The organism is Pseudomonas sp. SDO5591_S426 (assembly GCF_054070755.1).
Window position 1 is genome coordinate 25,112 of sequence record NZ_JBSVXD010000006.1, and the last position, 24,148, is coordinate 49,259.

The window sequence follows — 24,148 nt, forward strand, 5'->3', positions numbered from 1 at the left end:
CCATGAGTGAACTGCCTGACAACCCGATCAGCGCCACCGTGGATTTCAGCCGCGGAGGCGTGCAGCACGGTTTTCTCAAGCTGCCGTATTCCCGGGATGATTCTGCCTGGGGCGCGGTGATGATCCCAATCACGGTGATCCAGCGCGGTCAGGGACCGACCGCGCTGCTCACCGGCGGTAACCACGGCGACGAATACGAAGGCCCGGTGGCGTTGAGCAAACTTGCGCAAAGCCTGACGGCCGAGGACGTGAGCGGGCGAGTGATCATCGTACCGTTCATGAACACCCCGGCGTTCCATGCCGGGCGGCGCACGTCGCCGATCGACAAGGGCAACCTCAACCGCAGCTTTCCTGGCAAGCCGGAAGGCACGGTGACTGAGAAGATCGCCGACTATTTCACCCGAACTTTGCTGCCTTTGGCCGACATCGTGCTGGACATCCACTCCGGTGGGCGCACCCTGGATTTCTTGCCGTTCGCCGCGTGTCATGTACTGCCGGACAAACAGCAACAGGCGCAATGCGAGGCCGGCATGCGTGCGTTCAATGCGCCGTACAGCATGCGCATGCTCGAACTCGACGCCGGGGCGATGTACGACACCGCCGCTGAGTCCCAAGGCAAAATCTTCGTCACGACGGAGTTGGGCGGCGGCGGTTCGTCCACGGCGCGCAGCGTGGCGATTGCCGAGCGCGGGGTGCGCAATCTGCTGGTGCATGCCGGGATTCTTGAGGGCGAAGTGCAGACGGCGCCGTCGTTCATGCTCGACATGCCCGACGGCGATTGCTTCATCGCCAGCGAGCACGACGGCCTGCTGGAAATGTGTCGCGACCTGGGCGATAACGTGAACAAGGGCGAAGTGATCGCCCGCGTCTACGACGCCACCCGCAGCGGTGTGGCCCCGGTGGAATATCGCGCGGCGCGCAGCGGTTTGCTGGCGGCGCGGCACTTTCCGGGGTTGGTGGGTTGTGGCGATACCATTGCGGTGATCGCCGAAGTACTGACCTGACCACAATCCTTGTGGGAGCGAGCTTGCTCGCGATTGCGTCGGCACATCCAACATTGATGCAACTGAAATACCGCCATCGCGAGCAAGCTCGCTCCCACAGGGGCTCCTAAACATTCACGAGATCGCCACCCATGCACAAACTCGATCGCTATGACCTGAAAATCCTGCGAATCCTCGCTGACGACGGGCGTATCACCAAGTCGAGCCTGGCCGAGGCGATCAATCTTTCGGTGACCCCGGCCTGGGAGCGGGTGCGCAAACTTGAAGCCCTCGGCCTGATCAAGGGCTACCGTGCGCAAATCGACTGGAACGCGGTGTTCAAAAGTCAGCAGGTGCTGGTGGAAATCACCTTGGCCCGCCATACCGCGCCAGACATGCGGCGATTCGAGCAACGCATGAGCGAAGCACCCGAAGTCGCGTTCTGTTATGCCACCGGCGGCGGTGTCGATTACATGGCGATGATCCAGGCACCGGACATCGATCATTACCAGCGCTTCATCGATCAGCTGCTGCTCGACGATCTGGGCATCGAACGCTACTTCACCTACATCGTCACCAAAACCATCAAGACCGGCGGCGCCTTGCCGGCCGAACTCTCTCAAGATTCCTGAAATCACCACAGTAACCCTGTAGGAGCGAGCAGGCTCACTCCTACAATGGATTTACTTCAACCGCAAAAATCCACGATTGACCCCGCCCAATCAGAAAAAACCACCTGCCGCACCCCCTCCAAACGCCAAATCCCCACGGCTTCGCTGCCCTAGCATGGTTCCACGCACACGGATTGGAGTGAACGCCATGACTTACAAACATCCACTGCTGTTCAAGGCCCTTTGCTATGTCGATGGCCATTGGGTACACAGCGACAGCGGCCACAGCATCGCGGTGCATAACCCCGCGGATCAAAAACTGATCGGTCATGTGCCAATGCTCGATCAGCCGCAAATCGTCGCTGCCATCGATGCCGCGCACCGCGCGTTCGCCGATTGGCGCAAACAAAGCCTTGAGGCGCGCGGGACGATTTTGCGGCGCTGGGCAGCTTTGATTCTTGAGCATCAGGAAGACCTGGCGCGGATTCTCAGTCTGGAGCAGGGCAAGTCCCTGGCCGAGTCCCGTGGCGAAATTGCCTACGCAGCCAGTTTCATTCCGTGGTTCGCCGAAGAGGCCCGGCGCCTCTATGGGCAAAACATTCCCAGCCACATTCCCGGTGCGCATCTGGGCACGGTCAAGGAGCCGGTCGGAGTCTGCGCGTTGCTGACCCCGTGGAATTTCCCTTCGGCGATGATCACCCGCAAAGCCGCCGCCGCCCTGGCCGCCGGTTGCACCGTGGTGATCAAGCCCGCCCATGAAACGCCTTACTCGGCATTCGCCCTCGCGCAACTCGCCGAGGAAGCGGGTTTCCCGGCCGGCGTGTTCAACGTGGTACTGGGCGAACCGCAGATGGCCATGCAAACCCTGGTGCAGGACAACCGCGTGCGCTCGGTGAGTTTCACCGGCTCGACCCGTGTCGGTAAGTTGGTGCTGCAAGCAGCGGCCCAGGACGTGAAAAAGGTTGCACTGGAACTGGGCGGCAACGCGCCGTTCATTGTTTGCGCCGATGCTGATCTGGAGCTGGCGGTGAAAGTCGCGGTGGCGGCCAAATTCCAGACCTCCGGCCAGGATTGCTGTGCAGCCAACCGGATCATGGTCGAGCGTTCGGTTTATCCGGAATTTCTCAAGCGCTTTGCCGTTGCCGTGCGTGAGTTGAAGGTCGGCCCGGCCATGATCGGCGACCGCGAGCAACAGGTCGACATTGGCCCGTTGATGCATCAGGCCGCCTTCGATGTCACGGCCGAACGTGTCGCCGATGCCCTGCAACATGGCGCGCAGCGGCTGGTGGGCGGGGAGGCGCACGCCCTCGGCGGCTTGTTCTACCAGCCAACGGTGCTGGCCGGCGTCACACCACAAATGCGCATCTACCGCGAAGAAAACTTCGCGCCAATCGCCGGGGTGATGCCGTTCGACACCCTCGATCAGGCCGTCGAGATGGCCAACGACACCGAATACGGTCTGGCCGCCTACATTTGTTCCAATCGCCTGGACCTGATTTACCCGCTGATCCGCCGACTCGACCACGCGATGGTCGCGGTCAATGGCGTCAAGTTCACCGGCCACCCGATCCCGTTCGGTGGCATGAAAGCCTCGGGGCTGGGCCGCGAGGGCGGCACCGAGGGCTTCGAAGCCTTTGTCGAAACCAAATACTTCTGCCTGCACCATCAAGGCCAGTTCTGAGGAGATCTACCATGAGCCAAGAATTCGACACCCTGTTCGAGCAAGACCGTGCGCATTTCATGCACCCGTCCACTCACGCCCATGACCACGCCAGCGGCGCACTCAAGGGACGCATTATCAAGGGCGCCTCGGGTATCCGCATCCGCGACCACGAAGGCCGCGAACTGATCGACGCCTTTGCCGGCCTGTACTGCGTGAACATCGGTTACGGCCGTACCGAAGTCGCCGACGCAATCTACAAGCAAGCCAAGGAACTGGCCTATTACCACACCTACATGGGGCACTCGACCGAGGCGATCATCGAGCTGTCGAGCCGCATCATCGACTGGGCGCCCGAAGGCATGAAGAAGGTCTACTACGGCCTCTCCGGTTCCGATGCCAACGAGACCCAGATCAAACTGGTGCGCTACTACAACAACGTGCTCGGTCGCCCGCAGAAAAAGAAAATCATCTCCCGCGATCGCGGTTATCACGGCTCGGGCATCATGACCGGTAGCCTGACCGGCCTGCCGAGCTTCCATCAGCATTTCGACCTGCCGGCCGAAGGCATCAAGCACACCGTGTGTCCGCACTGGTATCGCAAGGCGCCGACCGGCATGGATGAAGCCGCGTTCGTGCGCTACTGCGCCGACGAGCTGGAAAAAATGATCCTCGCCGAAGGGCCGGACACCGTTGCAGCCTTCATCGGTGAACCATTGATGGGCACTGGCGGCATCATCGTTCCGCCGGCCGGTTACTGGGCGGCGATTCAGGCAGTGCTGAACAAGTACGACGTGCTGCTGATCGCCGACGAAGTGGTCTGCGCCTTCGGTCGCCTGGGTTCGAAGATGGGCAGCCAGCGTTATGGCATGCGCCCGGACCTGATCACCACGGCCAAAGGCCTGACCAGTGCTTATGCGCCGCTGTCGGCGGTGATCGTCGGCGAAAAGGTCTGGGATGTGATCAAAAAAGCCTCTGAATCCCAAGGCGCCATGGGCCATGGCTGGACGTATTCCGGGCATCCGATCTGCGCGGCGGCGGCATTGGCCAACCTCGACATTCTGGAGCGGGAGAACCTTACGGCCAATGCCGACAAGGTTGGCGCTTATCTCAACCGTCGGCTGCGCGAGACGCTCGAAGGCCATCCGCTGGTGGGTGAAGTGCGCGGTGACGGGATGCTCGCGGCGGTCGAGTTCATGGCGGATCGTGAACAGCGCACGTCATTCGATGCGGCCTTGAAGGTGGGGCCGAAAGTGTCGGCGGCCTGCCTGGAGCGCGGCATGATCGCCCGGGCGATGCCCCATGGCGACATCCTTGGTTTTGCACCGCCGTTGGTTCTCACCGAAGCAGAGGCAGACTTGATCGTTGGTATCACCAAGGATGCAATTGATCAGGTGGCGGGGGAGGTGCTGGGCTAACCCCCGCCACAACGGTCACGTCTAGGAGCTGCCGCAGGCTGCGATCTTTTGATCTTGCTTCTTGGAATCAAAAGATCGCAGCCTCGTTGCACTCGACAGCTCCTACCTGCCTCAATTGATTCGTCAAAAACAAAAAAGCCCCCGGACAATCACTTGTCCGGGGGCTTTTTACATCGCCTGAAACCTGATTACTTCTTCAGGCCGTAATGCTCATCGAGCATGCCCGGGGCGTTCGGGGCTTTGGGCGCGTAGTCGCGTGGCGGTTCCTGATTGCGCGGCGGCGTCAGGCGTTCCCGTGGAGCCTGCGCCGCATCGGCGTGCAGGGAGGCCAGCAAGCGTTGGCGGGTCTGCTCGTCCAGGGCCAGGCGGTTGGCACCCTCGGCGAGATGATCCTGCACTTCCTGATAGCTCGCAGTCAGTTTCTTGACCAGTGTCGCGGTGCTGTTGAAGTGGGTCACCACTTCGTTCTGATAACTGTCGAAACGTTCCTGAATATCGTCCAGCTGACGTTGGGTACTGCTAGGCGCGGCATTCGGCGCCAGGCGAGCGATCAGGAAACCAATGGCGACACCCACAACCAGGGCAAGAGTCGGCAACAACCAAACTAAGAGCGAGTGTTCCACGAGTCCTTCCTCTATAAACGGCTTTGCTTTACGTTAACGGCTCGAACCTGCGCTGTATACCGCGATTCGCTCGCAATAGACAGTTGCAGACAATTTGCTAGACGAGTCGACCCGATTCGAGGTCACGGAGTTCTTTCCTTGCTGATGCGTGAAACCCCTGTAGTGATTGATGGCCCGGTTGGTCAACTGGAAGCACTTTACCTGGACAGCGAACAGCCGCGCGGCCTGGCACTGATCTGCCATCCAAACCCGGTGCAGGGCGGCACCATGCTCAACAAAGTGGTCTCGACCCTGCAGCGCACCGCGCGCGATGCCGGTTTGATCACCTTGCGCTTCAACTATCGCGGCGTTGGCGCCAGCGAAGGTTCCCACGACATGGGCACCGGTGAAGTCGATGATGCCCAGGCTGTTGCCGCATGGTTTCGGGAAAAACACCCGGATCTGCCGCTGACCCTGTTCGGTTTCTCCTTCGGCGGTTTTGTTGCAGCAAGTCTCGGCGGACGTCTTGAAGCGCAGGGCGAGCAGCTCAAACACCTGTTCATGGTGGCGCCAGCGGTGATGCGCCTGGGCGATCAGGATCAACTGCCACAACACGGCGAGCTCACTGTGATTCAGCCGGAAACCGACGAAGTGATCGATCCACAGCTGGTTTACCAATGGTCCGACAAGCTCGAACGTCCCCATGAGCTGCTGAAAGTGGCAGAATGCGGACACTTTTTTCATGGCAAGCTGACCGATCTCAAGGATCTGATCCTGCCGCGCCTCTCGAATTGATTGCAGTCTGACAAGCGATTACCCATGACGACTCGTACCCGTATCCTCACCGGCATTACCACCACCGGCACGCCGCACCTGGGCAACTACGCCGGCGCCATCCGCCCGGCGATCCTGGCCAGCCGTGACAGCAATGCCGATTCGTTCTATTTCCTGGCGGATTACCACGCCCTGATCAAGTGCGATGACCCGCTGCGCATCCAGCGCTCGCGTCTGGAAATCGCCGCGACCTGGCTGGCCGGTGGCCTGGATGTGGACCGCGTGACGTTCTATCGCCAGTCCGACATCCCGGAAATCCCCGAGCTGACCTGGCTGCTGACCTGCGTCGCCGCCAAGGGCCTGCTCAACCGCGCCCACGCCTACAAGGCTTCGGTGGACAAGAACGTCGAGACCGGCGAAGACCCGGATGCGGGCATCACCATGGGCTTGTACAGCTACCCGGTACTGATGGCCGCTGACATTCTGATGTTCAACGCGCACAAGGTGCCGGTCGGTCGCGACCAGATCCAGCACGTGGAAATGGCCCGCGACATCGGCCAGCGTTTCAACCACCTGTTTGGCCAGGGCAAAGAATTCTTCACCATGCCTGAAGCGCTGATCGAAGAAAGCGTTGCCACGCTGCCGGGCCTCGACGGCCGGAAGATGTCGAAGAGCTACGACAACACCATCCCGTTGTTCAGCAGCGCCAAAGAGATGAAGGACGCGATCTCGCGGATCGTCACCGACTCCCGTGCGCCGGGCGAAGCGAAAGATCCGGATAACTCGCACCTGTTCACCTTGTTCCAGGCCTTTGCTACTCCGGCGCAGGCCGACGAGTTCCGCAGCGAACTGCTACAAGGCCTGGGCTGGGGTGAGGCGAAGAATCGTCTGTTCCAGTTGCTGGACAACGAACTGGGCGAGTCTCGCGAGCGCTATAACCAGTTGATCGAGCGTCCGGCGGATCTCGAAGACATCCTGCAGCACGGCGCGAAAAAGGCCCGTTCGGTAGCGACGCCGTTCCTCAACGAACTGCGTGAAGCCGTTGGCCTGCGTTCTTTCGTGGCCCAGACCCAAGTGGCGGCGACCACCAAGAAGAAAGCCGCGAAAGCCGCGCGTTTTGTCAGCTTCCGCGAAGACGACGGCAGTTTCCGCTTCCGTCTGCTGGCGGCCGATGGCGAACAACTGCTGTTGTCGCGCAACTTCGCCGACGGCAAGACCGCCGGTCAGGTGACCAAGCAGCTGCAATCGGGCCAAGCGCTGGACGTGCGCAATGAAGACCTGAGCTTCAGTGTGTGGCTGGAAGGCGAGTGCGTTGCCGACAGCCCGGCCTTTGCCGATAGCACTGCGCGGGATGCTGCCATCGAGGCTTTGCGCATTGCCCTGACCCCGGTTCAGGAATAAACAACGGTTCGGCCCTACCAAGGGCCGATTGCCATTCCTGCGGGCCGTCGCTACAGTGTCGGCCCGTTTTTGTTGCCTTGCTAACGAATTATGACGCCCCTAGAACGATATCAAGCTGATCTGAAACGCCCGGAATTCTTCCATGACGCCGCGCAGGAAACGGCCGTGCGTCATTTGCAGCGCCTGTACGACGATCTGGTCGCGGCCGAGCAAAATAAACCGGGCCTGCTGGGCAAACTGTTTGGCAAAAAGGATCAGACCCCGGTCAAGGGCCTGTACTTCTGGGGCGGTGTAGGTCGCGGCAAGACTTACCTGGTCGACACCTTCTTCGAAGCGCTGCCGTTCAAGGAAAAGACCCGCACTCACTTCCACCGCTTCATGAAGCGCGTGCACGAAGAGATGAAGACCCTGGGCGGCGAGAAAAACCCGCTGACCATCATCGCCAAGCGTTTCTCCACCGAAGCCCGGGTGATCTGCTTCGATGAATTCTTCGTTTCCGACATCACCGACGCCATGATTCTCGGCACCCTGATGGAAGAGTTGTTCAAGAACGGCGTGACCCTGGTCGCAACGTCGAACATCGTGCCGGACGGTCTGTACAAGGACGGCCTGCAACGCGCGCGCTTCCTGCCAGCCATCGCGCTGATCAAACAGAACACCGAAATCGTCAACGTCGACAGCGGCGTCGATTACCGTCTGCGTCACCTCGAACAAGCGGAACTGTTCCACTTCCCGCTCGACGAAGCGTCCCACGAAAGCCTGCGCAAGAGTTTCCGCGCGCTGACACCGGAATGCACCGCAGCGGTCGAGAACGACGTGCTGATGATCGAGAACCGCGAAATCCGTGCCCTGCGCACCTGCGATGACGTGGCCTGGTTCGAATTCCGTGAGCTGTGCGACGGTCCACGCAGCCAGAACGACTACATCGAACTGGGCAAGATCTTCCACGCCGTGCTGCTCAGCGGCGTCGAGCAGATGAGCGTCACCACCGACGACATCGCCCGACGCTTCATCAACATGGTCGACGAGTTCTACGACCGCAACGTGAAACTGATCATTTCTGCTGAAGTCGAGCTTAAGGATCTGTACACCGGCGGTCGCTTGAACTTCGAGTTCCAGCGAACGTTGAGCCGTCTGCTGGAAATGCAGTCCCACGAATTCCTGTCCCGGGCGCACAAGCCGTAGGACTATTCGGAAAGGCAAAAAAGGCCTGCGAACGCAGGCCTTTTTTTGTGCGCTGAAAACCCCTGTAGGAGTGAGCCTGCTCGCGATGGCGGTATGTCAGTCACATCGATGCTGGATGTTGCCTTTCAAGTAGTGCGTCAACTCATGCTGTCGCTGGCAGCCAATCAGCAGCCACAGCAAAATCCTGGCTTTGCGCGGACAGAGAAATCCGGCCATCAAGGCACCTTTGCGGGTCAGGTCCATCTCGCTGCCGTCGAAGCCATACGTGGCTTGCGCGGTGGAGCCCGAACCGGTGCGTGTCGCAATGATCACCGGGATTTTTTCGGCGATGCGCTCAATAATCGTCGCCCAACGCTGCGATACGTGGCCGGCACCGAAACCGGCGATCACCAGCCCGTCATAGCCGAGCGTGAGGATGTTCTCCAGCAGCAGGGTGTCTGCCGAAAGCGATGCCTCGAGCATTGCGACCTTCTGAGTGGTCTGTTGCGGCAGGGGCAAAACCTTACGCTGCACCGGAGGGTGCAGGTAACAAACGCGGTCCTCCATCAACAGGCCAGAGGGTCCGGTGACCGGAGAGGAAAATGCCTGCAACGCAAGCGAATCGGTTTTGCGCACGCTACTCGCTCGATGTATCTCCCCGTTCATCACCACCTGAACACCGCGCTGCCGGCTGCCGTCAGCCAGGGCAACGCGGCACGCATCCAGCAAATTCGCTGGTCCGTCGGCGCCTGGCTGTGCTGCCGAACGCATGGCGCCGGTCAATACCAGGGGCGTGTCGTGGGGCCACAGGTATTCGAAAAACTGCGCTGTTTCTTCGAGGGTGTCGGTGCCTTGGGTGATCACGACACCCGCGGCGCCTTGTTTTACCTGAAAGCTTGCCCAGGACAAGACGCTCAGCAAAAACTCGAAATCCAGCGAGGCGCTGGGTAGCAGGCCAAGCGTCTCAACGGTCACTCGGGCCAGCGTCGACAGTTCCGGTAGGGAGGCCAACAGCGTTTCGCCGCTGATGGTCGGAATAACGCCTTCACCGGCATTTCTTGCTTGCATGCTTACCGTACCGCCGAGCGCTGCGATGGCCAGTTTGGGCAGGTCCATGTCATACCTCGATTGTTTGTCATGAAAAGTGGCTGTACCCGGTTTCTGGCCGTGATACAGCCGAATGGCTAGAGGCGTTAATCCGCGATCAGGTAGCCGATGAGTGAAACGATCAATAGCGTGCTGATAGCCATGGACAGGACATTGCCAATGTAGGCGTGCATGTCCGCCGGTAATCGTCTGGACAGTGCACACGCCAGAGGTGGCGCAACAAGCGCCCCCAGCAGGGCACTGGAAACGATCACCTGCCAACTGCCGCCATAGGCCAGAATCGCCGCAGGAACCACCGACACCAGTGGCACGTAAGTCGGATACCAGCCGAGCAACATCCACTGTCGGCGCCAGACCAGCACCCCGATGGCCGACGTCAGAGCCTGGCCGGCAATGATGTGCGGCAGCAGGCCCGATCCATACGCGGGGCTCATGGGGTTCAAGCTGTACGCGAGCAATGCGCCTGCCAGCAGGCCAAGGCTGGCCAGCTCATTGCCGAAGAACGGCGCTTCGGAAAAGTCCGCCAGTACCCGACGCAAACTCCAGATCACGCCGTAGTCCGGTGCCTTTTTGGTGACGTGCGCTACGGTCGTGAGGGCTGGTATCTCGGGTTGCTCGGACTTCATCAGCGCAGGCCAATAGCGGCAGAGCAGGAACGCCAGGACGCTGGCAATCGCCATGCCCAGCACGTTGCCGATCACTGCGGGCAAGACCAACGGGTTGCACACGTAGTTGACGATCAGCAGGCACATGGGCGTGACGAGTGCAGCGCCCAGGATTGCGCCGTTGATCGCAACTTTCCAGCCGCCGCCAAACATCAGCACCATCGCCGCAGGCAGCGATACAAACGCGGCGAATGTGGGTTGCCAGTCATTGGCGTTCACCGTCCAGCCCCATAGCAGGTTACTCAGCAACAACCCGAGCAATGAACTGGTCACTAGCCAAGGCCAAAGCCCCGTTCCATAGGAAATGGCAAAGCCTTGCCAGGATTTCCCCGTTCGATTTGCCCAATAGGCGAGGTAGGCGCCCGCCAGCAGCCCAATCGAAGCGAACTCGTGTTTGTAGAACGCCACTTCGCTGATGTCGCCCACGACCCAGCGCAGCCATGCGCTCGGCTCGGGCAGCGAGGACACCATATCGCTGTAGCTCGGCCAGTGTGCAGACCACAAGGAACGGTAGGAAAATGAAAGCCAGATCGCCAGCACAGCGATGCCGATCAGCAGCACGATGACCGCCAGATCAACAGTGGAACTGCGGGTCAGCGGTTTTTTGTCGGTTGTGATTTCCATCAGTCAGGTCCCCCTTTCATCAACGCGGGAGACAAGCGTGTTGGGTGCAGCCGAGCATTTGATCGTAGAGATCTGTTCGGCGATCGCGATGCAGGTCGTTCAGGTTGTTCCAGATTGGCGCGCTGCGAGAACTGGTCAGGTCAATGTCGGCAAACAGGATTTCCTGTTGGTCCGCCGATGCCACGTTGCCTATTGGCCAGCCATTGGTTCCGGCAATCAGGGAACAACCCAGGTAGCGAGCGCCGCGTTCTTCGCCGATCCGGCTGGCCGCTGCGATAAACACGTTGTTGACGTGAGCTGCGGTCATCGTCAGATACGACGCCATGCACTTGCCGGCCTCGTCGAACAGCGGCGGTGGCGTCCACACCCAGTTGTTCAGGCTGCAAATGATGTCTGCGCCTTGCTGACTGAGAATTCGCGGTACCTCCGGAAACCAGATGTCCCAGCAGATCAACAATCCGATGCGGCCGATGGGCGTTTCAAAAACCGGGAAACCCAGATCGCCCGGTGTGAACCAGAGTTTCTCCAGATTCCACAAATGGGCTTTGCGGTACTTGCCGATAAAGCCGTCAGGCCCGCAAAGAACGCCGGTGTTGAAGAGTCGCATGCCGTCGCGTTCGGCCAAACCCGCGACAAGGTAAACCTTGTGCTGGCGCGCAAAATCCATCCAGGTCTGCACACTTGGCCCATCGGGCACTGACTCCGAATGGTCGAAGGCATCCTGGCGGGTGCTGAAGAAATAACCTGTGTTGGAAAGCTCGGGCAAGACGATGAGATTCGCACCGCCGTTTACCGCCTCTAAAGCCAATTCCAGGCTTCGACGCAGATTGCCTTCACGATTCTCGATGCCGACTTGTGGATCGAACTGCACGACTGCTACACGAACAGGACTGGTTGGATTGCTCATTCCCGATAACCTCTTTTTTATTGTTATTCACGCCATTTAAGTGCGTGTTTATAAGAGGTGAAACAGCAAGCGGGCGGAAGTCAGCCGCTTCCGGTACGGGTGTAGTCCTTGTCCGAAGATGCATTAACGGGGCGGGGAGGATGAGCCAGCACATCGCGTGCATGGCTCCGAAGCAGGATCAGGGTTTGACTTGGTAATGCGGGTAATCGGTCATGGAAAAATCGCCATTGAACGAGGCGTCGGTTTTGTTGCAGATATGGATGACAGCGTCCACGGCTCCCCGCAACAAGGTTCCGTCCAGCCGGCGTCGACCGAGAATGACTCACCGGAAAAGTACAGACCCGAAACATGCCCATAGTCTCTGTTGTATTTCATCAAACCGACGGCGTCGTAATACGTGCCGGGCCGATAAAGCTTTGCGCAACCCAAGGCGTTTTTATCGGTTATCCAGCGTTGAACCACGGCTTGATCAATGCCGACATAGGGCGAAATGCGCTGCTGGATATTGGCAGAATTCATGAGGATGCGGTCCAGTTCCCTGACGCACTTGCTGACCAGCTCTTTGTCGGTGAATGCGGCGAGTTTGGTGGCGTCATCCTCCCATGTGTAACTCAGCAATATGCAGTCATAGCTGTAATTCTCGTTGTAGCGATAGGTGTAGACGTCATGGATGAAGCTGTCGGTGACGATTGCTTGCGGGATTTTGGTGTTGTTCGAAAGGAACGACTTTTTCAATGGCGCATACACCTTGCAACTGGTTTCCCAGTGCGCCGTTTTCCAGGCATTGATCGTCTCGAATGGCAGCATCTCTTGTGTGAAGTCTTCGAGCCTGATTCGGGTTTCGATCAGCCAGGACGGAAGGGTGACGATGACCGAGTCAAAGTCTTCGAAGTGCTCCTGGGTTTCTTCGGGCAGGCTGTGTTTCCAATTGAAGTACACGCGGGTTTGCCGGTTGGTAAGCTTTTTGAGTCGGGTGACAGATGAGTCCGTCAGCAGGCCATTGCTTCGTTCACGGCTGTGTTCGTAGACGGATTTTCCGGTTTCATCGATGTTCATGAACAACAGGCATTCGTCCAGTGCGGCGAGCCCGATGTAGCGGGGTCTGTCGAAGCTCAGCCCTGTCGAGTCGTAAACAGCTTCACTGTGCAAGTAGGGTGAAGCCAGAGGATCACCGTTGGCATCTACCCGGCCATGAATCAGTTGCAACTGGCTGCTGTAACCAAAAATGGCCGTACGCAGGGGATAAAGGCAGCACACGTCGTAAAAGGCGCCCCAACTGCCGTCGCCGATACCAATGGCGTAGAAAATCGCCGACTCCTCGGCGGTCATGCCCATTCCGCCAAAATCCCCGGGGGCGCGTTTATCCCAGGCTTGCAGGGCTGGCATGCTGACCAGATCCCTAAAGGAAACGCTCTGGTATTTATCGACGATGGCGGCCCACATGGCCTCCCACTCCAGGCCGGCATAACTTTCTGCGACCTGCCGGGTCATTTGATCGGCAAAGGCTTTCCATTTGGCGTAGACCTTTTGCAGTTCCTCGCCAGGAGGTGGGGTCAAGCCGTCTTCGTTCTTCCATATCAGCATCTGCGGAGTTGCTCCGCCTCCCAGGCTGCCTTCACGAAGGTAGATCCCGGTCGAGTTGACCCACTGGCTTCCTGGGTTGGCAAAATCCGAATGTGCCAGGTCAAACGCTTGGGCGTAGTAAGCCATCAGCGAGCGGCCTTCTGTCGGTGGCTCATCCGCCCGGTTGAAAAACGGCATGCGCATGGCACCCATTTCAAACGGTGTATGGCTCGCTGCCGAGTTGGGGCTTCCGGGGACGGTCAGGTGCCTGCCGCCGACGCGTCTGGATTGTTCGATGAGTGTGATCTGGGTGAAGCCGCAGCGATAAAGCTCTCGGGCGGCAGTCAGGCCTGTCACGCCGGCGCCAATGATGCAGATTCTATGGTTGGGGTCAGTTGCCTTGGCGATGCCGTCTTTTTGCTCGACCAAGGCCCGGTAGTCGAAGCACAAATCGGGTGGGTTTGGAAAGCGGGCCGCCCATTTGCCTTTGGCCGAGCGTTTTGTTCGCCTGGTTTCCCCGGCAATGATTGAGGGGTAGTTGTAGCTTGATCCGATAGTCACTGTTGAACGTCCCTGTCAGCACTGAAGGTGTGTGCAGGGAAATAGTTGCGTGGCGAAGGGCTGGTGACCATCAGCCAAATCGTATGCTTGGTGGTTCTGTATTCCGGGTTTTGCGTAGGAAAAGTAATCCCTTCGGCGAAGTCACCCGCCAGAACCTGTGGGAGCGAGCCTGCTCCCACACGGTTTAGTTGTTACGCCGCTTGTTGAAACTGCTGCCGATACTGGTTCGGCGATAGCTCCGTGTGCTGGCGGAACAACCGTGCGAAGAAGCTGGCATCGTCGTAGCCGACTTCGTAGCTGATGGTCTTGATGCTCTTGCGGCTGCCGGACAACAGGCCCTTGGCGGTTTCGATGCGCAGGCGTTGCAGGTAATGCAGCGGTTTGTCGCCGGTGGCGGTCTGGAAGCGGCGCATGAAGTTGCGGATGCTCATGCCGTGTTCGCGGGCGACGTCTTCGAAGCGGAACTTGTCTGCGAAATGTTCTTCGAGCCAGTGCTGGATCTGCAGGATGATCACGTCCTGGTGCAGCTTCTGTCCGCCAAAACCGATACGTCCCGGTGAATAGCTGCGTTGCACTTCATACAGAATGTCCCGCGCCACAGCCTGGGATACGTTGGCCCCGCAGAAACGTTCGATCAGGTAAATGTACAGATCACAGGCCGAGGTGGTGCCGCCTGCGCAATACAGGTTGTCGGCGTCGGTCAGGTGTTTGTCCTGATTGAGCTGGACCTGTGGGAAGCGTTCGGCGAAGGCATTGAAGAAGCGCCAGTAAGTGGTCGCTTCCTTGCCGTTGAGCAATCCGGCTTCGGCCAGCCAAAACACACCCGTGGCCTCGCCACACAGCACCGCGCCGCGCGCATGTTGCTGGCGCAGCCAGGGCAGGACCTGTGGATAACGTTTGCACAGCGAATCGAAATCGTCCCAGAAGGCTGGGAGGACGATGATGTCAGCATTTTCCAGTCCGCCATCCACCGGAATCATCACGTCGCTGAAGGTGTTGACCGGTTTGCCGTCGGGGCTGACCAAGCGGGTTTCGAACGCCGGGGTCAGGCCTTGGCCCAGCTGCTTGCCGTAGCGCAGGCTGGCGAGGTGGAAGAAATCCTTGGCTTGCATGAGGGTGGAAGCGAAAACCCGGTCGATGGCCAGGATGCTGACGCGCCGCAGGGGCGTGGAGGCTTGGTTAGACATAATTCAACTTTATTCTTATAGGGGAAAGTGGTCACCAGACGGCTGGATCGTCTTATTTTTTGTCGGATGTGTCCAGTGTCCTGTATCGGAAGCGAGGCATAGTCTCTGAAGGTCAACTCCTTCTAAAAACAATGAAAAGGTGCCGCATGATCCCCAGAACCCTGTTCAGCTCCGAGCACGAACTTTTCCGCGACAGCGTGCGAACGTTCCTCGAAAAAGAGGCGGTGCCGTTCCATGGGCAATGGGAAAAACAGGGTCATATCGATCGCAAACTCTGGAACAAGGCCGGCGAGGCGGGGATGTTGTGCTCGCACCTGCCGGAAGAGTACGGCGGACTGGGGGCGGACTTTCTCTACAGTGCGGTGGTGATCGAGGAAGTCGGGCGCCTGGGTTTGACCGGCATCGGTTTCTCCCTGCATTCGGACATTGTGGCGCCGTACATCCTGCATTACGGCAGTGAAACGCTGAAACACAAATACCTGCCGAAACTGGTTTCCGGGGAGATGGTGACTGCCATTGCCATGACCGAGCCGGGCGCGGGCTCTGATCTGCAAGGGGTGAAGACCACTGCGGTGCTCGATGGTGATGAGTACGTGATCAACGGCTCGAAGACCTTTATCACCAACGGGTTTCTCGCCGATCTGGTCATCGTCGTGGCCAAGACTGATCCGAAGGCTGGTGCCAAAGGCACCAGTCTGTTTCTGGTCGAGGCGAATACGCCGGGGTTCGAGAAGGGCAAGCGCCTGGAAAAAGTCGGCATGAAGGCGCAGGACACTTCGGAACTGTTCTTCCAGGACGTGCGCGTGCCGAAGGAAAACCTGCTGGGCCAGGCCGGGATGGGCTTCGCTTACCTGATGCAGGAGCTGCCGCAGGAGCGCCTTACCGTGGCCATTGGCGGCCTGGCTTCAGCCGAAGCGGCGCTGCAATGGACGCTGGACTACACCCGCGACCGCAAAGCGTTCGGCAAGGCGATTGCGGATTTCCAGAACACCCGGTTCAAACTGGCGGAGATGGCGACCGAAATTCAGATCGGCCGGGTCTTCGTCGACCGCTGCCTGGAACTGCACCTGCAAGGCAAGCTCGACGTACCGACGGCGGCGATGGCCAAGTACTGGGGCACTGACCTGCAATGCAAGGTGCTCGACGAGTGCGTGCAGTTGCATGGCGGCTACGGCTTCATGTGGGAGTACCCGATTGCGCGGGCGTGGGCGGATGCGCGGGTGCAGCGGATTTATGCGGGGACCAATGAGATCATGAAGGAGATTATTGCGCGGTCGCTTTGATCGGCGGTGATGGTTGAAAAGATCGCAGCCTTCGGCAGCTCCTACACGGAATTGGCGTACACCCTGAGCTGCCGAAGGCTGCGATCTTTTCGTGGTCATGACAAATTACGGGGCCGGATTCGGATGATCCATGTGAATCGCCTCGATCCCTTCCAGCACTTCGTCCGATAGCTTCAGATCAAAACTGGCAATGTTGCTCTCCAGTTGCTCCATCGTGGTCGCGCCGATGATGTTGCTGGTCACGAACGGCTGCTGCGTCACGAATGCCAGGGCCATTTGCGCCGGGTCCAGGCCGTGTTCACGGGCCAGTGCAACATAACGGCTGCATGCTGCTTCCGACTGCGGGTTGAAATAGCGGCTGAAGCGGCTGTAGAGGCTCAGGCGACCTTTTGGCGGGCGCGCGCCACCTTCGTACTTGCCCGACAGGAAGCCGAACGCCAGCGGCGAATAGGCGAGCAGGCCGCACTGTTCGCGAATGGCGATTTCCGCCAGGCCGACTTCGAAGCTGCGGTTGAGCAGGTTGTAAGGGTTCTGGATCGACACCGCGCGCGGCCAGCCACGGGCTTCGGCCAGGGCGAGGAAACGCATGGTGCCCCACGGGGTTTCGTTGGACAGGCCGATATGGCGAATCTTGCCGGCCTTGACCTGTTCGTCGAGCGCTTCGAGGGTGTCCTCCAGCGGCGTCAGGTTGGCTTCGATCTTGTGCTTGTAGCCCAACTGACCGAAGAAATTGGTGCTGCGCTCCGGCCAGTGCAGTTGGTACAAATCGATGTAGTCGGTCTGCAGGCGCTGGAGGCTGGCATCCACGGCTTCGGTGATGTGCTGTCGATTGTGCCGAAGATTCTTGTCGCGGATGTAATCAATGGTGTTGCCCGGCCCGGCGATCTTGCTGGCCAGGATCCAGTCGGCACGGTCACCGCGGCTCTTGAAGTAATTGCCGATGTAGCGTTCGGTGGTGGCGTAGGTTTCGGCCTTGGGCGGCACCGGGTACATCTCGGCGGTGTCGATGAAATTGATCCCTGCACTCTTGGCCCGTTCAATCTGGGCGAAGGCGTCTGCCTCGCTGTTTTGCTCGCCCCAGGTCATGGTTCCGAGGCAGAGGGCACTCACATTCAGATTGGTCCGGCCTAGCTGGCGATAGTCCATCGGGTGCTCCTTGGGCAAAACAATCATAAAAGCAGGTTGAAATATTTTTCGCAATCTGCATAATTGCGCACCTCTTTCTGCAGTGGAAGTGATGCGCCGCCGCCGAAGAATCTTGCCGTTGAACGGACGCGCCGACCCGAGCCCCCGAAAGCGTCTGTATCCGGCTGCCTTTGACTTGTCAAAGTACGCACTATTCAGTAAGATCCGCCGTCTAATTTACAGGGCGGCCCCTGAGGCTATAAAGAATGAAAACTTTTACTGCTAAACCGGAAACAGTAAAGCGCGACTGGTTTGTCGTCGACGCTGCTGGTCAGACCCTGGGTCGTCTGGCCACCGAAATCGCGAGCCGTCTGCGTGGCAAGCACAAGCCTGAGTACACTCCTCACGTTGACACCGGCGACTACATCGTCGTAATCAACGCTGAGCAGATCCGTGTTACTGGCGCTAAAACCACTGACAAAATCTACTACTCCCACTCCGGTTTCCCGGGCGGCATCAAGTCGATCAACTTTGAAAAGCTGATCGCCAAGGCCCCTGAGCGCGTGATCGAGACCGCGGTCAAAGGCATGCTGCCTAAGAACCCGCTGGGTCGCGACATGTACCGTAAGCTGAAAGTCTATGCGGGCGCTGCACACCCACATACTGCTCAGCAGCCCCAAGAACTGAAGTTTTAACGGAATAGTACATTATGTCGGCGACTCAAAATTACGGCACTGGCCGTCGCAAGACCGCAACCGCACGCGTTTTCCTGCGTCCGGGTACTGGTAACATCTCCATCAACAACCGTTCGCTGGATAATTTCTTCGGCCGCGAAACTGCCCGCATGGTAGTTCGTCAGCCGCTGGAATTGACTGAGACTGTCGAGAAGTTCGACATCTACGTCACCGTGATCGGCGGTGGTGTAAGTGGTCAAGCTGGCGCAATCCGCCACGGCATCACTCGCGCTCTGATGGACTACGACGAGACTCTGCGCAGCGCTCTGCGTAAAGCCGGCTTCGTAACCCGCGATGCACGTGAAGTTGAACGTAAGAAAGTTGGTCTGCGTAAAGCGCGTAAGCGTCCGCAGTACTCGAAGCGTTAATTCGCTTCCACGTTCAAAAAAGAACGCCCGGATTCCTCACGGAACCGGGCGTTTTTTTATGCGTGCGATTTATCAAAGAATTGCGCTGTGACAACTTGCCACATCCGTAGACGCCCTATACTACAAGGCTTGGCAGTGGTGCCCTGGGGTAATTACCTTGTCAGAATTGGGGCTTTTCATTACCATTCGGCAAAATTTTTATAAGTACATAGATTTACTTAGTAGATGCCTGATTTAACAGGCCACAAAGCTGATGGGAGAGGACTGAATGAGCAATGACGGCGTGAATGCAGGCCGGCGTCGCTTCTTGGTAGCAGCCACATCCGTGGTGGGTGCTGCAGGAGCGGTGGGGGCTGCGGTCCCGTTCGTGGGGTCATGGTTTCCCAGTGCCAAGGCGAAAGCCGCAGGTGCACCGGTGAAAGTGAATGTCAGCAAAATCGAGCCAGGCCAGCAGATGATTGCTGAGTGGCGCGGCCAGCCGGTATTCATCGTCCGCCGTACACAGGAAATCCTGGGGAATCTGAAAAAGATCGAGGGCCAGTTGTCTGACCCGACCTCCAAGAACTCGACACAACCGACCTATGTCGACCCGGAAGTTCGGTCGATCAAACCTGAAATTCTGCTGCTGATCGGTATCTGCACCCACCTGGGTTGCTCACCGACCTTCCGTCCCGAAGTGGCACCTGCTGACCTGGGCAAGGACTGGGTAGGTGGCTATTTCTGCCCTTGCCACGGCTCCCACTACGACCTGGCTGGCCGCGTCTACAAGTCGCAACCTGCGCCTTTGAACCTGCCAGTTCCCCCGCATTCCTATGAGACCGATGACATCATTGTCATTGGCGTCGATACGGAGAAAGCGTGATGAGCAAGTTCATGGATTGGGTTGATGCGCGCTTCCCCGCAACCAAAATGTGGGAAGACCATCTCAGCAAGTACTACGCCCCGAAGAACTTCAACTTCTTCTATTTCTTTGGTTCCCTGGCATTGCTCGTTCTGGTCAACCAGATCGTCACTGGTGTCTGGCTGACCATGAGTTACACCCCGTCGGCGGAGGAGGCATTTGCTTCCGTCGAATACATCATGCGCGACGTCGAGTACGGCTCGATCCTGCGTCTGCTGCACTCCACCGGCGCTTCGGCGTTCTTCATCGTGGTCTATCTGCACATGTTCCGTGGCTTGCTCTACGGTTCGTACCAGAAGCCGCGTGAGCTGGTGTGGGTCTTCGGCATGCTGATCTATCTGGCGTTGATGGCTGAAGCCTTCATGGGCTACTTGCTGCCATGGGGCCAGATGTCCTACTGGGGCGCCCAGGTGATCATCTCGCTGTTCGGTGCGATCCCGGTCATCGGCAACGACCTGACCCAGTGGATCCGTGGTGACTACCTGATTTCCGGTATTACCCTGAACCGCTTCTTCGCCTTGCATGTGGTGGCCTTGCCGATCGTGATTCTCGGTCTGGTGGTGCTGCACATCCTGGCGCTGCACGAAGTGGGTTCGAACAACCCGGACGGCGTGGACATCAAGAAACACAAAGACGAAAACGGCATACCGCTGGACGGCATTGCCTTCCACCCGTACTACACCGTGAAAGATATCGTCGGCGTGGTGGTGTTCCTGTTCATCTTCTGTTCGATCGTGTTCTTCTTCCCGGAAATGGGCGGTTATTTCCTCGAGAAGCCGAACTTTGAAGTGGCGAACGCCTTCAAGACCCCAGAGCACATTGCTCCGGTCTGGTACTTCACACCGTTCTACGCGATTTTGCGCGCGGTTCCGGACAAGCTCCTCGGCGTTATCGCCATGGGTGCCGCCATCGCAGTGCTGTTCGTCCTGCCGTGGCTGGACCGTAGTCCGGTCAAGTCGATGCGCTACAAAGGCTGGCTGAGCAAGATCTGGCTGTGGGTGTTCTGCATCTCGTTCGTGATCCTGGGCGTGTTGGGTGTTCTGGCTCCGACTCCAGGCCGTACGTTGCTGTCGCAGGTATGTACCTTCCTGTACTTCGCCTACTTCATTCTGATGCCGTTCTACACCAGGCTCGAGAAGACCAAACCGGTACCGGAAAGGGTGACTGGCTGATGAAAAAACTATTTGCTGTACTGATGCTTGCCGCACTGCCGGTATTCGCTTTCGCTGCTGAACACGGTGGTCCCGAGCTGGAAAAAGTCGACATCGACGTTTCCGACAAGGCTGCCATGCAGGATGGCGCACGTACGTTCGCCAACTATTGCATGGGTTGCCACAGTGCCAAGTTCCAGCGCTATGAGCGTGTTGCCGATGACCTGGGCATTCCTCACGAGTTGATGCTTGAGAAACTGGTGTTCACTGGCGCCAAGATCGGCGATCACATGAACATCGGCATGCAGCCGGCTGACGCCAAGACCTGGTTCGGTGCGGCGCCACCCGACCTGACCCTGGTTGCTCGCGTTCGCGGTACTGACTGGCTCTACGGTTACCTGAAGTCGTTCTATGAAGATCCGTCGCGTCCTTGGGGTGTGAACAACAAGGTCTTCCCGAACGTCGGTATGCCTAACGTGCTGGTCGGCCTGCAAGGTCGTCAGGTTGTCGGTTGCAAACAGGTTCAGATCGTCGAAGACGGCAAGAAGCAATATGATCCGCTGACCGGCACGCCGCTGACTCATGAAGCGTGCGATCAGTTGACCATCGTGCCGAAAAGCGGTGCTCTGACCGAAGAGCAGTTCGATGAGAAGGTCAAGAATCTGGTAACCTTCCTGGCTTACTCGGCTAACCCGGTTAAGCTGCAACATCAGCGCATCGGTACGTATGTATTGCTGTACCTGGCGTTCTTCTTCGTATTCGCTTACTTGCTCAAGCGTGAATACTGGAAAGACGTGCACTGATAAAGCTTCAAGCAATTGCTGTTAATCGCGCGCGCCCAAGGGCGCCTCTGAAAGTGTAACGAGCCTGGTCTTCCAGGCGTTACGGGAGGCGCCCTCTGGGCGCGCTCGTTTTTCCGCTTACGATAATTTCTACAAGCGAGGAGGACCGCCATGGGCGTGACCAATCGGTTGGCCTGTTACTCCGACCCCGCCGACCACTATTCCCACCGAGTGCGAATCGTACTGGCAGAGAAGGGTGTCAGCGCCGAGATCATTTACGTGGAAGCTGGCCGCCAGCCGCCTAAACTGATCGAAGTGAACCCTTACGGCAGTTTGCCCACCCTGGTCGATCGTGACCTGGCGTTGTGGGAATCTACGGTGGTGATGGAATACCTGGATGAGCGTTACCCGCACCCGCCACTCCTGCCGGTTTATCCGGTGGCGCGTGCCAACAGTCGTCTGTTGATACACCGCATCCAGCGCGACTGGTGCGGGCTCGTGGATCTGATCCTGGATTCGCGGACCAAGGAAGCCGCTCGCGCCGTGGCGCGTAAAGAGTTGCGTGAAAGCCTGACTGGCGTGTCGCCGTTGTTCGCCGACAAGCCGTTTTTCCTCAGTGAGGAACAAAGCCTGGTGGATTGCTGCCTATTGCCAATACTCTGGCGATTGCCGATTCTGGGTATAGAACTGCCGCGGCCTGCCAAGCCGCTGCTTGATTACATGGAGCGCCAGTTTGCGCGTGAGGCTTTCCAGGCGAGTCTGTCTGGTGTCGAACGCGATATGCGCTAAGGCTTAAGGAGCCGCTATGAACTCCAGTCGACCTTATCTGGTCCGCGCGCTCTACGAGTGGATTGTTGATAACGATTGCACCCCGCACATGCTGGTCAACTCCGAGTATCCCTCGGTACAGGTGCCGCAGGGTTTTGCCAGTGACGGGCAGATTGTCCTGAACGTATCGCCGCAAGCCGTGCGTCATTTGCACATGGACAACGACGCGGTGAGCTTCGAAGGCCGCTTCGGTGGTGTGCCGCATACGCTGTACGTGCCTATCGCATCGATCCTGGGGATCTACGCCCGGGAGAATGGTCAGGGCATGGTGTTTGATCTGGAATCGCCTATGGGCGAAGACGACGACATCGAGCCGGATGATGATCTTCCGCCACCGGACAGCGAGCCGCCGCGACCAAGCGGACGGCCAAGTTTGAAGGTGGTGAAGTAATAAAAAGGCGATCCTCTCGGATCGCCTTTTTTTATTACTTCACCACCTTCAAACGTAGGAGCTGTCGAGTGAAACGAGGCTGCGATCTTTTGACTTTGCTTTTTAAGATCAAAAGATCGCAGCCTGCGGCAGCTCCTACACGGTAGTGTTCAGATCAATAAGCGGTTTGCATCAATCGATGTACTCAAACAGCTTCACAATCTTCTGCACACCGGAAACGCTTTGCACCAGATTGGTTGCCTGGGCGGCTTCCTGTTTGGTCAACAGGCCCAACAGATAGACGATACCGTTTTCGGTCACGACCTTGATGCGCGAGCCGGGGATGTTCGGGTCGGTCAGCATCTGGGTCTTGATCTTGGAGGTCAGCCAGGTGTCATTCTGACGGGCAAGGAAGCCGGAGGGTGGCAGGACCTGTATTTCGTTGTGAACCGTCTTCACGCGTTGAACGGCGGCAGCGGCCTGTTCGGCCTTGGCCTTGAGGTCGGCGCGCGGGGTTTGACCGGCGAGCAGCACGACGCCGTTGAAGCTGGTGACGACGATGTGCGAGTCGTTATCCAGCGCGGGATCGGCCTTGGCGATGTTCACGCCGACTTTGGTGTCGATCAGGGAATCGTCGATCTTGCTGCCGAAGGTGCGGGTGCCACGGTCATCTTCGATCGGTGCTTCACGGCTGGCATTCACCACTGAGGTGCAGCCGCTGATGCCGAGGCACAGGGTCAGGGCCAGTAGGCCGAGGCGATTAGGGGTCATTCTTCACTCCCGAACAGTTGGCTGTCGATCAGATCGCATAGGCAATGGATCGCCAGCAGGTGGACTTCCTGGATACGTGCGGTGACGTTGGCCGGTACGCGAATCTCCACGTCCTCGGGCAATAGCAGCGACGCCATGCCGCCGCCATCGCGACCGGTCAAAGCTACGACAATCATTTCGCGATCATGTGCGGCCTGGATCGCTTGAATTATGTTCGCCGAGTTGCCGCTGGTGGAAATCGCCAGCAGTACATCGCCGGGTTGACCCAGCGCGCGGATCTGCTTGGAGAAGATTTCGTTGTAGCTGTAGTCGTTGGCGATCGAGGTGATCGTCGAACTGTCGGTGGTCAGCGCGATGGCCGGCAGGCTCGGGCGCTCGCGTTCGAAGCGATTGAGCAGCTCCGACGAGAAGTGCTGGGCGTCACCGGCAGAGCCGCCATTGCCGCAGGAGAGCATTTTGCCCTCGTTGAGCAGGGCGTTGACCATGACCTGGCTGGCTTGCTCGATGTGCGGTGCAAGTACTTCCATCGCCTGTTGCTTGGTGTCGATACTGGCCTGAAAAAGCTGGCGAATTCGCGATTGCATGTCCATCTGTGTGACCTTAATGAG

Annotated in this window: 23 protein-coding genes and 1 pseudogene; 15 read left to right on the top strand and 9 right to left on the bottom strand. The window is 58.5% G+C overall.

The genetic code is table 11. The annotated features are described in order from the left end of the window. Positions 1 to 2: 2 nt before the first annotated feature. From doeB to ACW9JC_RS02705, 4 genes are all read left to right on the top strand, one after another. Positions 3 to 1,004, top strand: a complete 1,002-nt coding sequence (gene doeB, locus ACW9JC_RS02690; protein WP_457453419.1) for a N(2)-acetyl-L-2,4-diaminobutanoate deacetylase DoeB — start codon at positions 3 to 5, stop codon at positions 1,002 to 1,004. Between the two features lie 131 nt (positions 1,005 to 1,135). Then, the gene (locus ACW9JC_RS02695) at positions 1,136 to 1,615 is read left to right on the top strand and encodes an Lrp/AsnC family transcriptional regulator (protein WP_448109265.1); all 480 of its coding nucleotides are present in this window, start codon (positions 1,136 to 1,138) and stop codon (positions 1,613 to 1,615) included. 187 nt (positions 1,616 to 1,802) lie between these two features. Continuing rightward, the gene (locus tag ACW9JC_RS02700) at positions 1,803 to 3,275 is read left to right on the top strand and encodes an NAD-dependent succinate-semialdehyde dehydrogenase (RefSeq protein ID WP_457453421.1); all 1,473 of its coding nucleotides are present in this window, start codon (positions 1,803 to 1,805) and stop codon (positions 3,273 to 3,275) included. 11 nt (positions 3,276 to 3,286) lie between these two features. Beyond that, positions 3,287 to 4,672: an aminotransferase gene (locus ACW9JC_RS02705; protein WP_457453423.1), complete on the top strand. Its 1,386-nt coding sequence runs from the start codon at positions 3,287 to 3,289 to the stop codon at positions 4,670 to 4,672. A 188-nt stretch (positions 4,673 to 4,860) separates the two neighbouring features. Here ACW9JC_RS02705 and ACW9JC_RS02710 read toward each other — a convergent pair whose 3' ends face one another. After that, positions 4,861 to 5,295: a YhcB family protein gene (locus ACW9JC_RS02710; RefSeq protein WP_008016678.1), complete on the bottom strand. Its 435-nt coding sequence runs from the start codon at positions 5,293 to 5,295 to the stop codon at positions 4,861 to 4,863. A gap of 144 nt (positions 5,296 to 5,439) precedes the next feature. Here ACW9JC_RS02710 and ACW9JC_RS02715 point away from each other — a divergent pair, with 144 nt between their 5' ends. From ACW9JC_RS02715 to zapE, 3 genes are all read left to right on the top strand, one after another. Further along, complete coding sequence (locus ACW9JC_RS02715; protein ID WP_338586583.1) at positions 5,440 to 6,069, top strand: alpha/beta hydrolase; 630 nt, start codon at positions 5,440 to 5,442, stop codon at positions 6,067 to 6,069. Between the two features lie 24 nt (positions 6,070 to 6,093). Beyond that, positions 6,094 to 7,449 (top strand): tryptophan--tRNA ligase, encoded by a 1,356-nt coding sequence (locus tag ACW9JC_RS02720; protein WP_457453425.1) that lies wholly within the window; start codon positions 6,094 to 6,096, stop codon positions 7,447 to 7,449. 90 nt (positions 7,450 to 7,539) lie between these two features. Continuing rightward, a complete protein-coding gene (gene zapE, locus ACW9JC_RS02725) occupies positions 7,540 to 8,634 on the top strand; it encodes a cell division protein ZapE (RefSeq protein WP_150702964.1) in 1,095 nt (364 codons plus the stop codon). A 96-nt stretch (positions 8,635 to 8,730) separates the two neighbouring features. On the opposite strand, the gene ACW9JC_RS02730 is transcribed toward zapE, so the two are convergent. The 5 genes and pseudogenes from ACW9JC_RS02730 to ACW9JC_RS02750 all read right to left on the bottom strand — a co-directional run bounded on the left by ACW9JC_RS02730 (position 8,731) and on the right by ACW9JC_RS02750 (position 15,152). After that, positions 8,731 to 9,729: an asparaginase gene (locus tag ACW9JC_RS02730; protein ID WP_457453427.1), complete on the bottom strand. Its 999-nt coding sequence runs from the start codon at positions 9,727 to 9,729 to the stop codon at positions 8,731 to 8,733. A gap of 77 nt (positions 9,730 to 9,806) precedes the next feature. Further along, positions 9,807 to 11,009, bottom strand: a complete 1,203-nt coding sequence (locus tag ACW9JC_RS02735; RefSeq protein WP_457453429.1) for a hypothetical protein — start codon at positions 11,007 to 11,009, stop codon at positions 9,807 to 9,809. A gap of 19 nt (positions 11,010 to 11,028) precedes the next feature. Continuing rightward, on the bottom strand, positions 11,029 to 11,916 hold the full coding sequence (locus ACW9JC_RS02740; protein ID WP_457453431.1) for a nitrilase family protein: 888 nt from the start codon (positions 11,914 to 11,916) through the stop codon (positions 11,029 to 11,031). Between the two features lie 178 nt (positions 11,917 to 12,094). Beyond that, positions 12,095 to 14,040: pseudogene (locus ACW9JC_RS02745) on the bottom strand (flavin monoamine oxidase family protein). Positions 14,041 to 14,231: 191 nt separating this feature from the next. Continuing rightward, positions 14,232 to 15,152 carry a GlxA family transcriptional regulator gene (locus tag ACW9JC_RS02750; RefSeq protein WP_178120848.1) on the bottom strand — a complete coding sequence of 307 codons (921 nt, stop codon included), beginning with the start codon at positions 15,150 to 15,152 and terminating at the stop codon, positions 14,232 to 14,234. A gap of 221 nt (positions 15,153 to 15,373) precedes the next feature. On the opposite strand from ACW9JC_RS02750, the gene ACW9JC_RS02755 reads away from it, so the two are divergent. Next, entirely contained in the window at positions 15,374 to 16,510 is a 1,137-nt protein-coding gene (locus tag ACW9JC_RS02755) for an acyl-CoA dehydrogenase family protein (protein ID WP_457453432.1), read from the top strand. A gap of 105 nt (positions 16,511 to 16,615) precedes the next feature. On the opposite strand, the gene ACW9JC_RS02760 is transcribed toward ACW9JC_RS02755, so the two are convergent. Beyond that, positions 16,616 to 17,656, bottom strand: coding sequence for an NADP(H)-dependent aldo-keto reductase (locus tag ACW9JC_RS02760; RefSeq protein WP_457453434.1), 1,041 nt, complete (start codon positions 17,654 to 17,656; stop codon positions 16,616 to 16,618). A gap of 245 nt (positions 17,657 to 17,901) precedes the next feature. Here ACW9JC_RS02760 and rplM point away from each other — a divergent pair, with 245 nt between their 5' ends. The 7 genes from rplM to ACW9JC_RS02795 all read left to right on the top strand — a co-directional run bounded on the left by rplM (position 17,902) and on the right by ACW9JC_RS02795 (position 22,790). Further along, the gene (gene rplM, locus ACW9JC_RS02765) at positions 17,902 to 18,330 is read left to right on the top strand and encodes a 50S ribosomal protein L13 (protein WP_019693576.1); all 429 of its coding nucleotides are present in this window, start codon (positions 17,902 to 17,904) and stop codon (positions 18,328 to 18,330) included. A 14-nt stretch (positions 18,331 to 18,344) separates the two neighbouring features. Then, positions 18,345 to 18,737, top strand: coding sequence for a 30S ribosomal protein S9 (gene rpsI / locus ACW9JC_RS02770; protein WP_003228056.1), 393 nt, complete (start codon positions 18,345 to 18,347; stop codon positions 18,735 to 18,737). 268 nt (positions 18,738 to 19,005) lie between these two features. Further along, positions 19,006 to 19,599, top strand: a complete 594-nt coding sequence (gene petA, locus ACW9JC_RS02775) for a ubiquinol-cytochrome c reductase iron-sulfur subunit (RefSeq protein WP_338582928.1) — start codon at positions 19,006 to 19,008, stop codon at positions 19,597 to 19,599. Further along, positions 19,599 to 20,810 carry a cytochrome b gene (locus ACW9JC_RS02780; protein ID WP_034149536.1) on the top strand — a complete coding sequence of 404 codons (1,212 nt, stop codon included), beginning with the start codon at positions 19,599 to 19,601 and terminating at the stop codon, positions 20,808 to 20,810. The genes petA and ACW9JC_RS02780 overlap by 1 nt, the downstream gene beginning before the upstream one ends. Then, positions 20,810 to 21,592 carry a cytochrome c1 gene (locus tag ACW9JC_RS02785; protein WP_419708622.1) on the top strand — a complete coding sequence of 261 codons (783 nt, stop codon included), beginning with the start codon at positions 20,810 to 20,812 and terminating at the stop codon, positions 21,590 to 21,592. Before ACW9JC_RS02780 ends, ACW9JC_RS02785 begins: the two co-directional genes overlap by 1 nt. A 150-nt stretch (positions 21,593 to 21,742) precedes the next feature. Beyond that, positions 21,743 to 22,360 (top strand): glutathione S-transferase N-terminal domain-containing protein, encoded by a 618-nt coding sequence (locus tag ACW9JC_RS02790; protein ID WP_007972581.1) that lies wholly within the window; start codon positions 21,743 to 21,745, stop codon positions 22,358 to 22,360. 16 nt (positions 22,361 to 22,376) lie between these two features. Continuing rightward, positions 22,377 to 22,790 carry a ClpXP protease specificity-enhancing factor gene (locus ACW9JC_RS02795; RefSeq protein ID WP_338582925.1) on the top strand — a complete coding sequence of 138 codons (414 nt, stop codon included), beginning with the start codon at positions 22,377 to 22,379 and terminating at the stop codon, positions 22,788 to 22,790. Positions 22,791 to 22,961: 171 nt separating this feature from the next. Here the strand turns inward: ACW9JC_RS02795 and ACW9JC_RS02800 are convergent, their stop codons facing one another. Both ACW9JC_RS02800 and ACW9JC_RS02805 read right to left on the bottom strand, forming a co-directional pair. Beyond that, positions 22,962 to 23,540, bottom strand: a complete 579-nt coding sequence (locus ACW9JC_RS02800) for a BON domain-containing protein (protein WP_338582924.1) — start codon at positions 23,538 to 23,540, stop codon at positions 22,962 to 22,964. Beyond that, on the bottom strand, positions 23,537 to 24,130 hold the full coding sequence (locus ACW9JC_RS02805; RefSeq protein WP_007972584.1) for a phosphoheptose isomerase: 594 nt from the start codon (positions 24,128 to 24,130) through the stop codon (positions 23,537 to 23,539). Before ACW9JC_RS02805 ends, ACW9JC_RS02800 begins: the two co-directional genes overlap by 4 nt. Between the last annotated feature and the right edge of the window lie 18 nt (positions 24,131 to 24,148).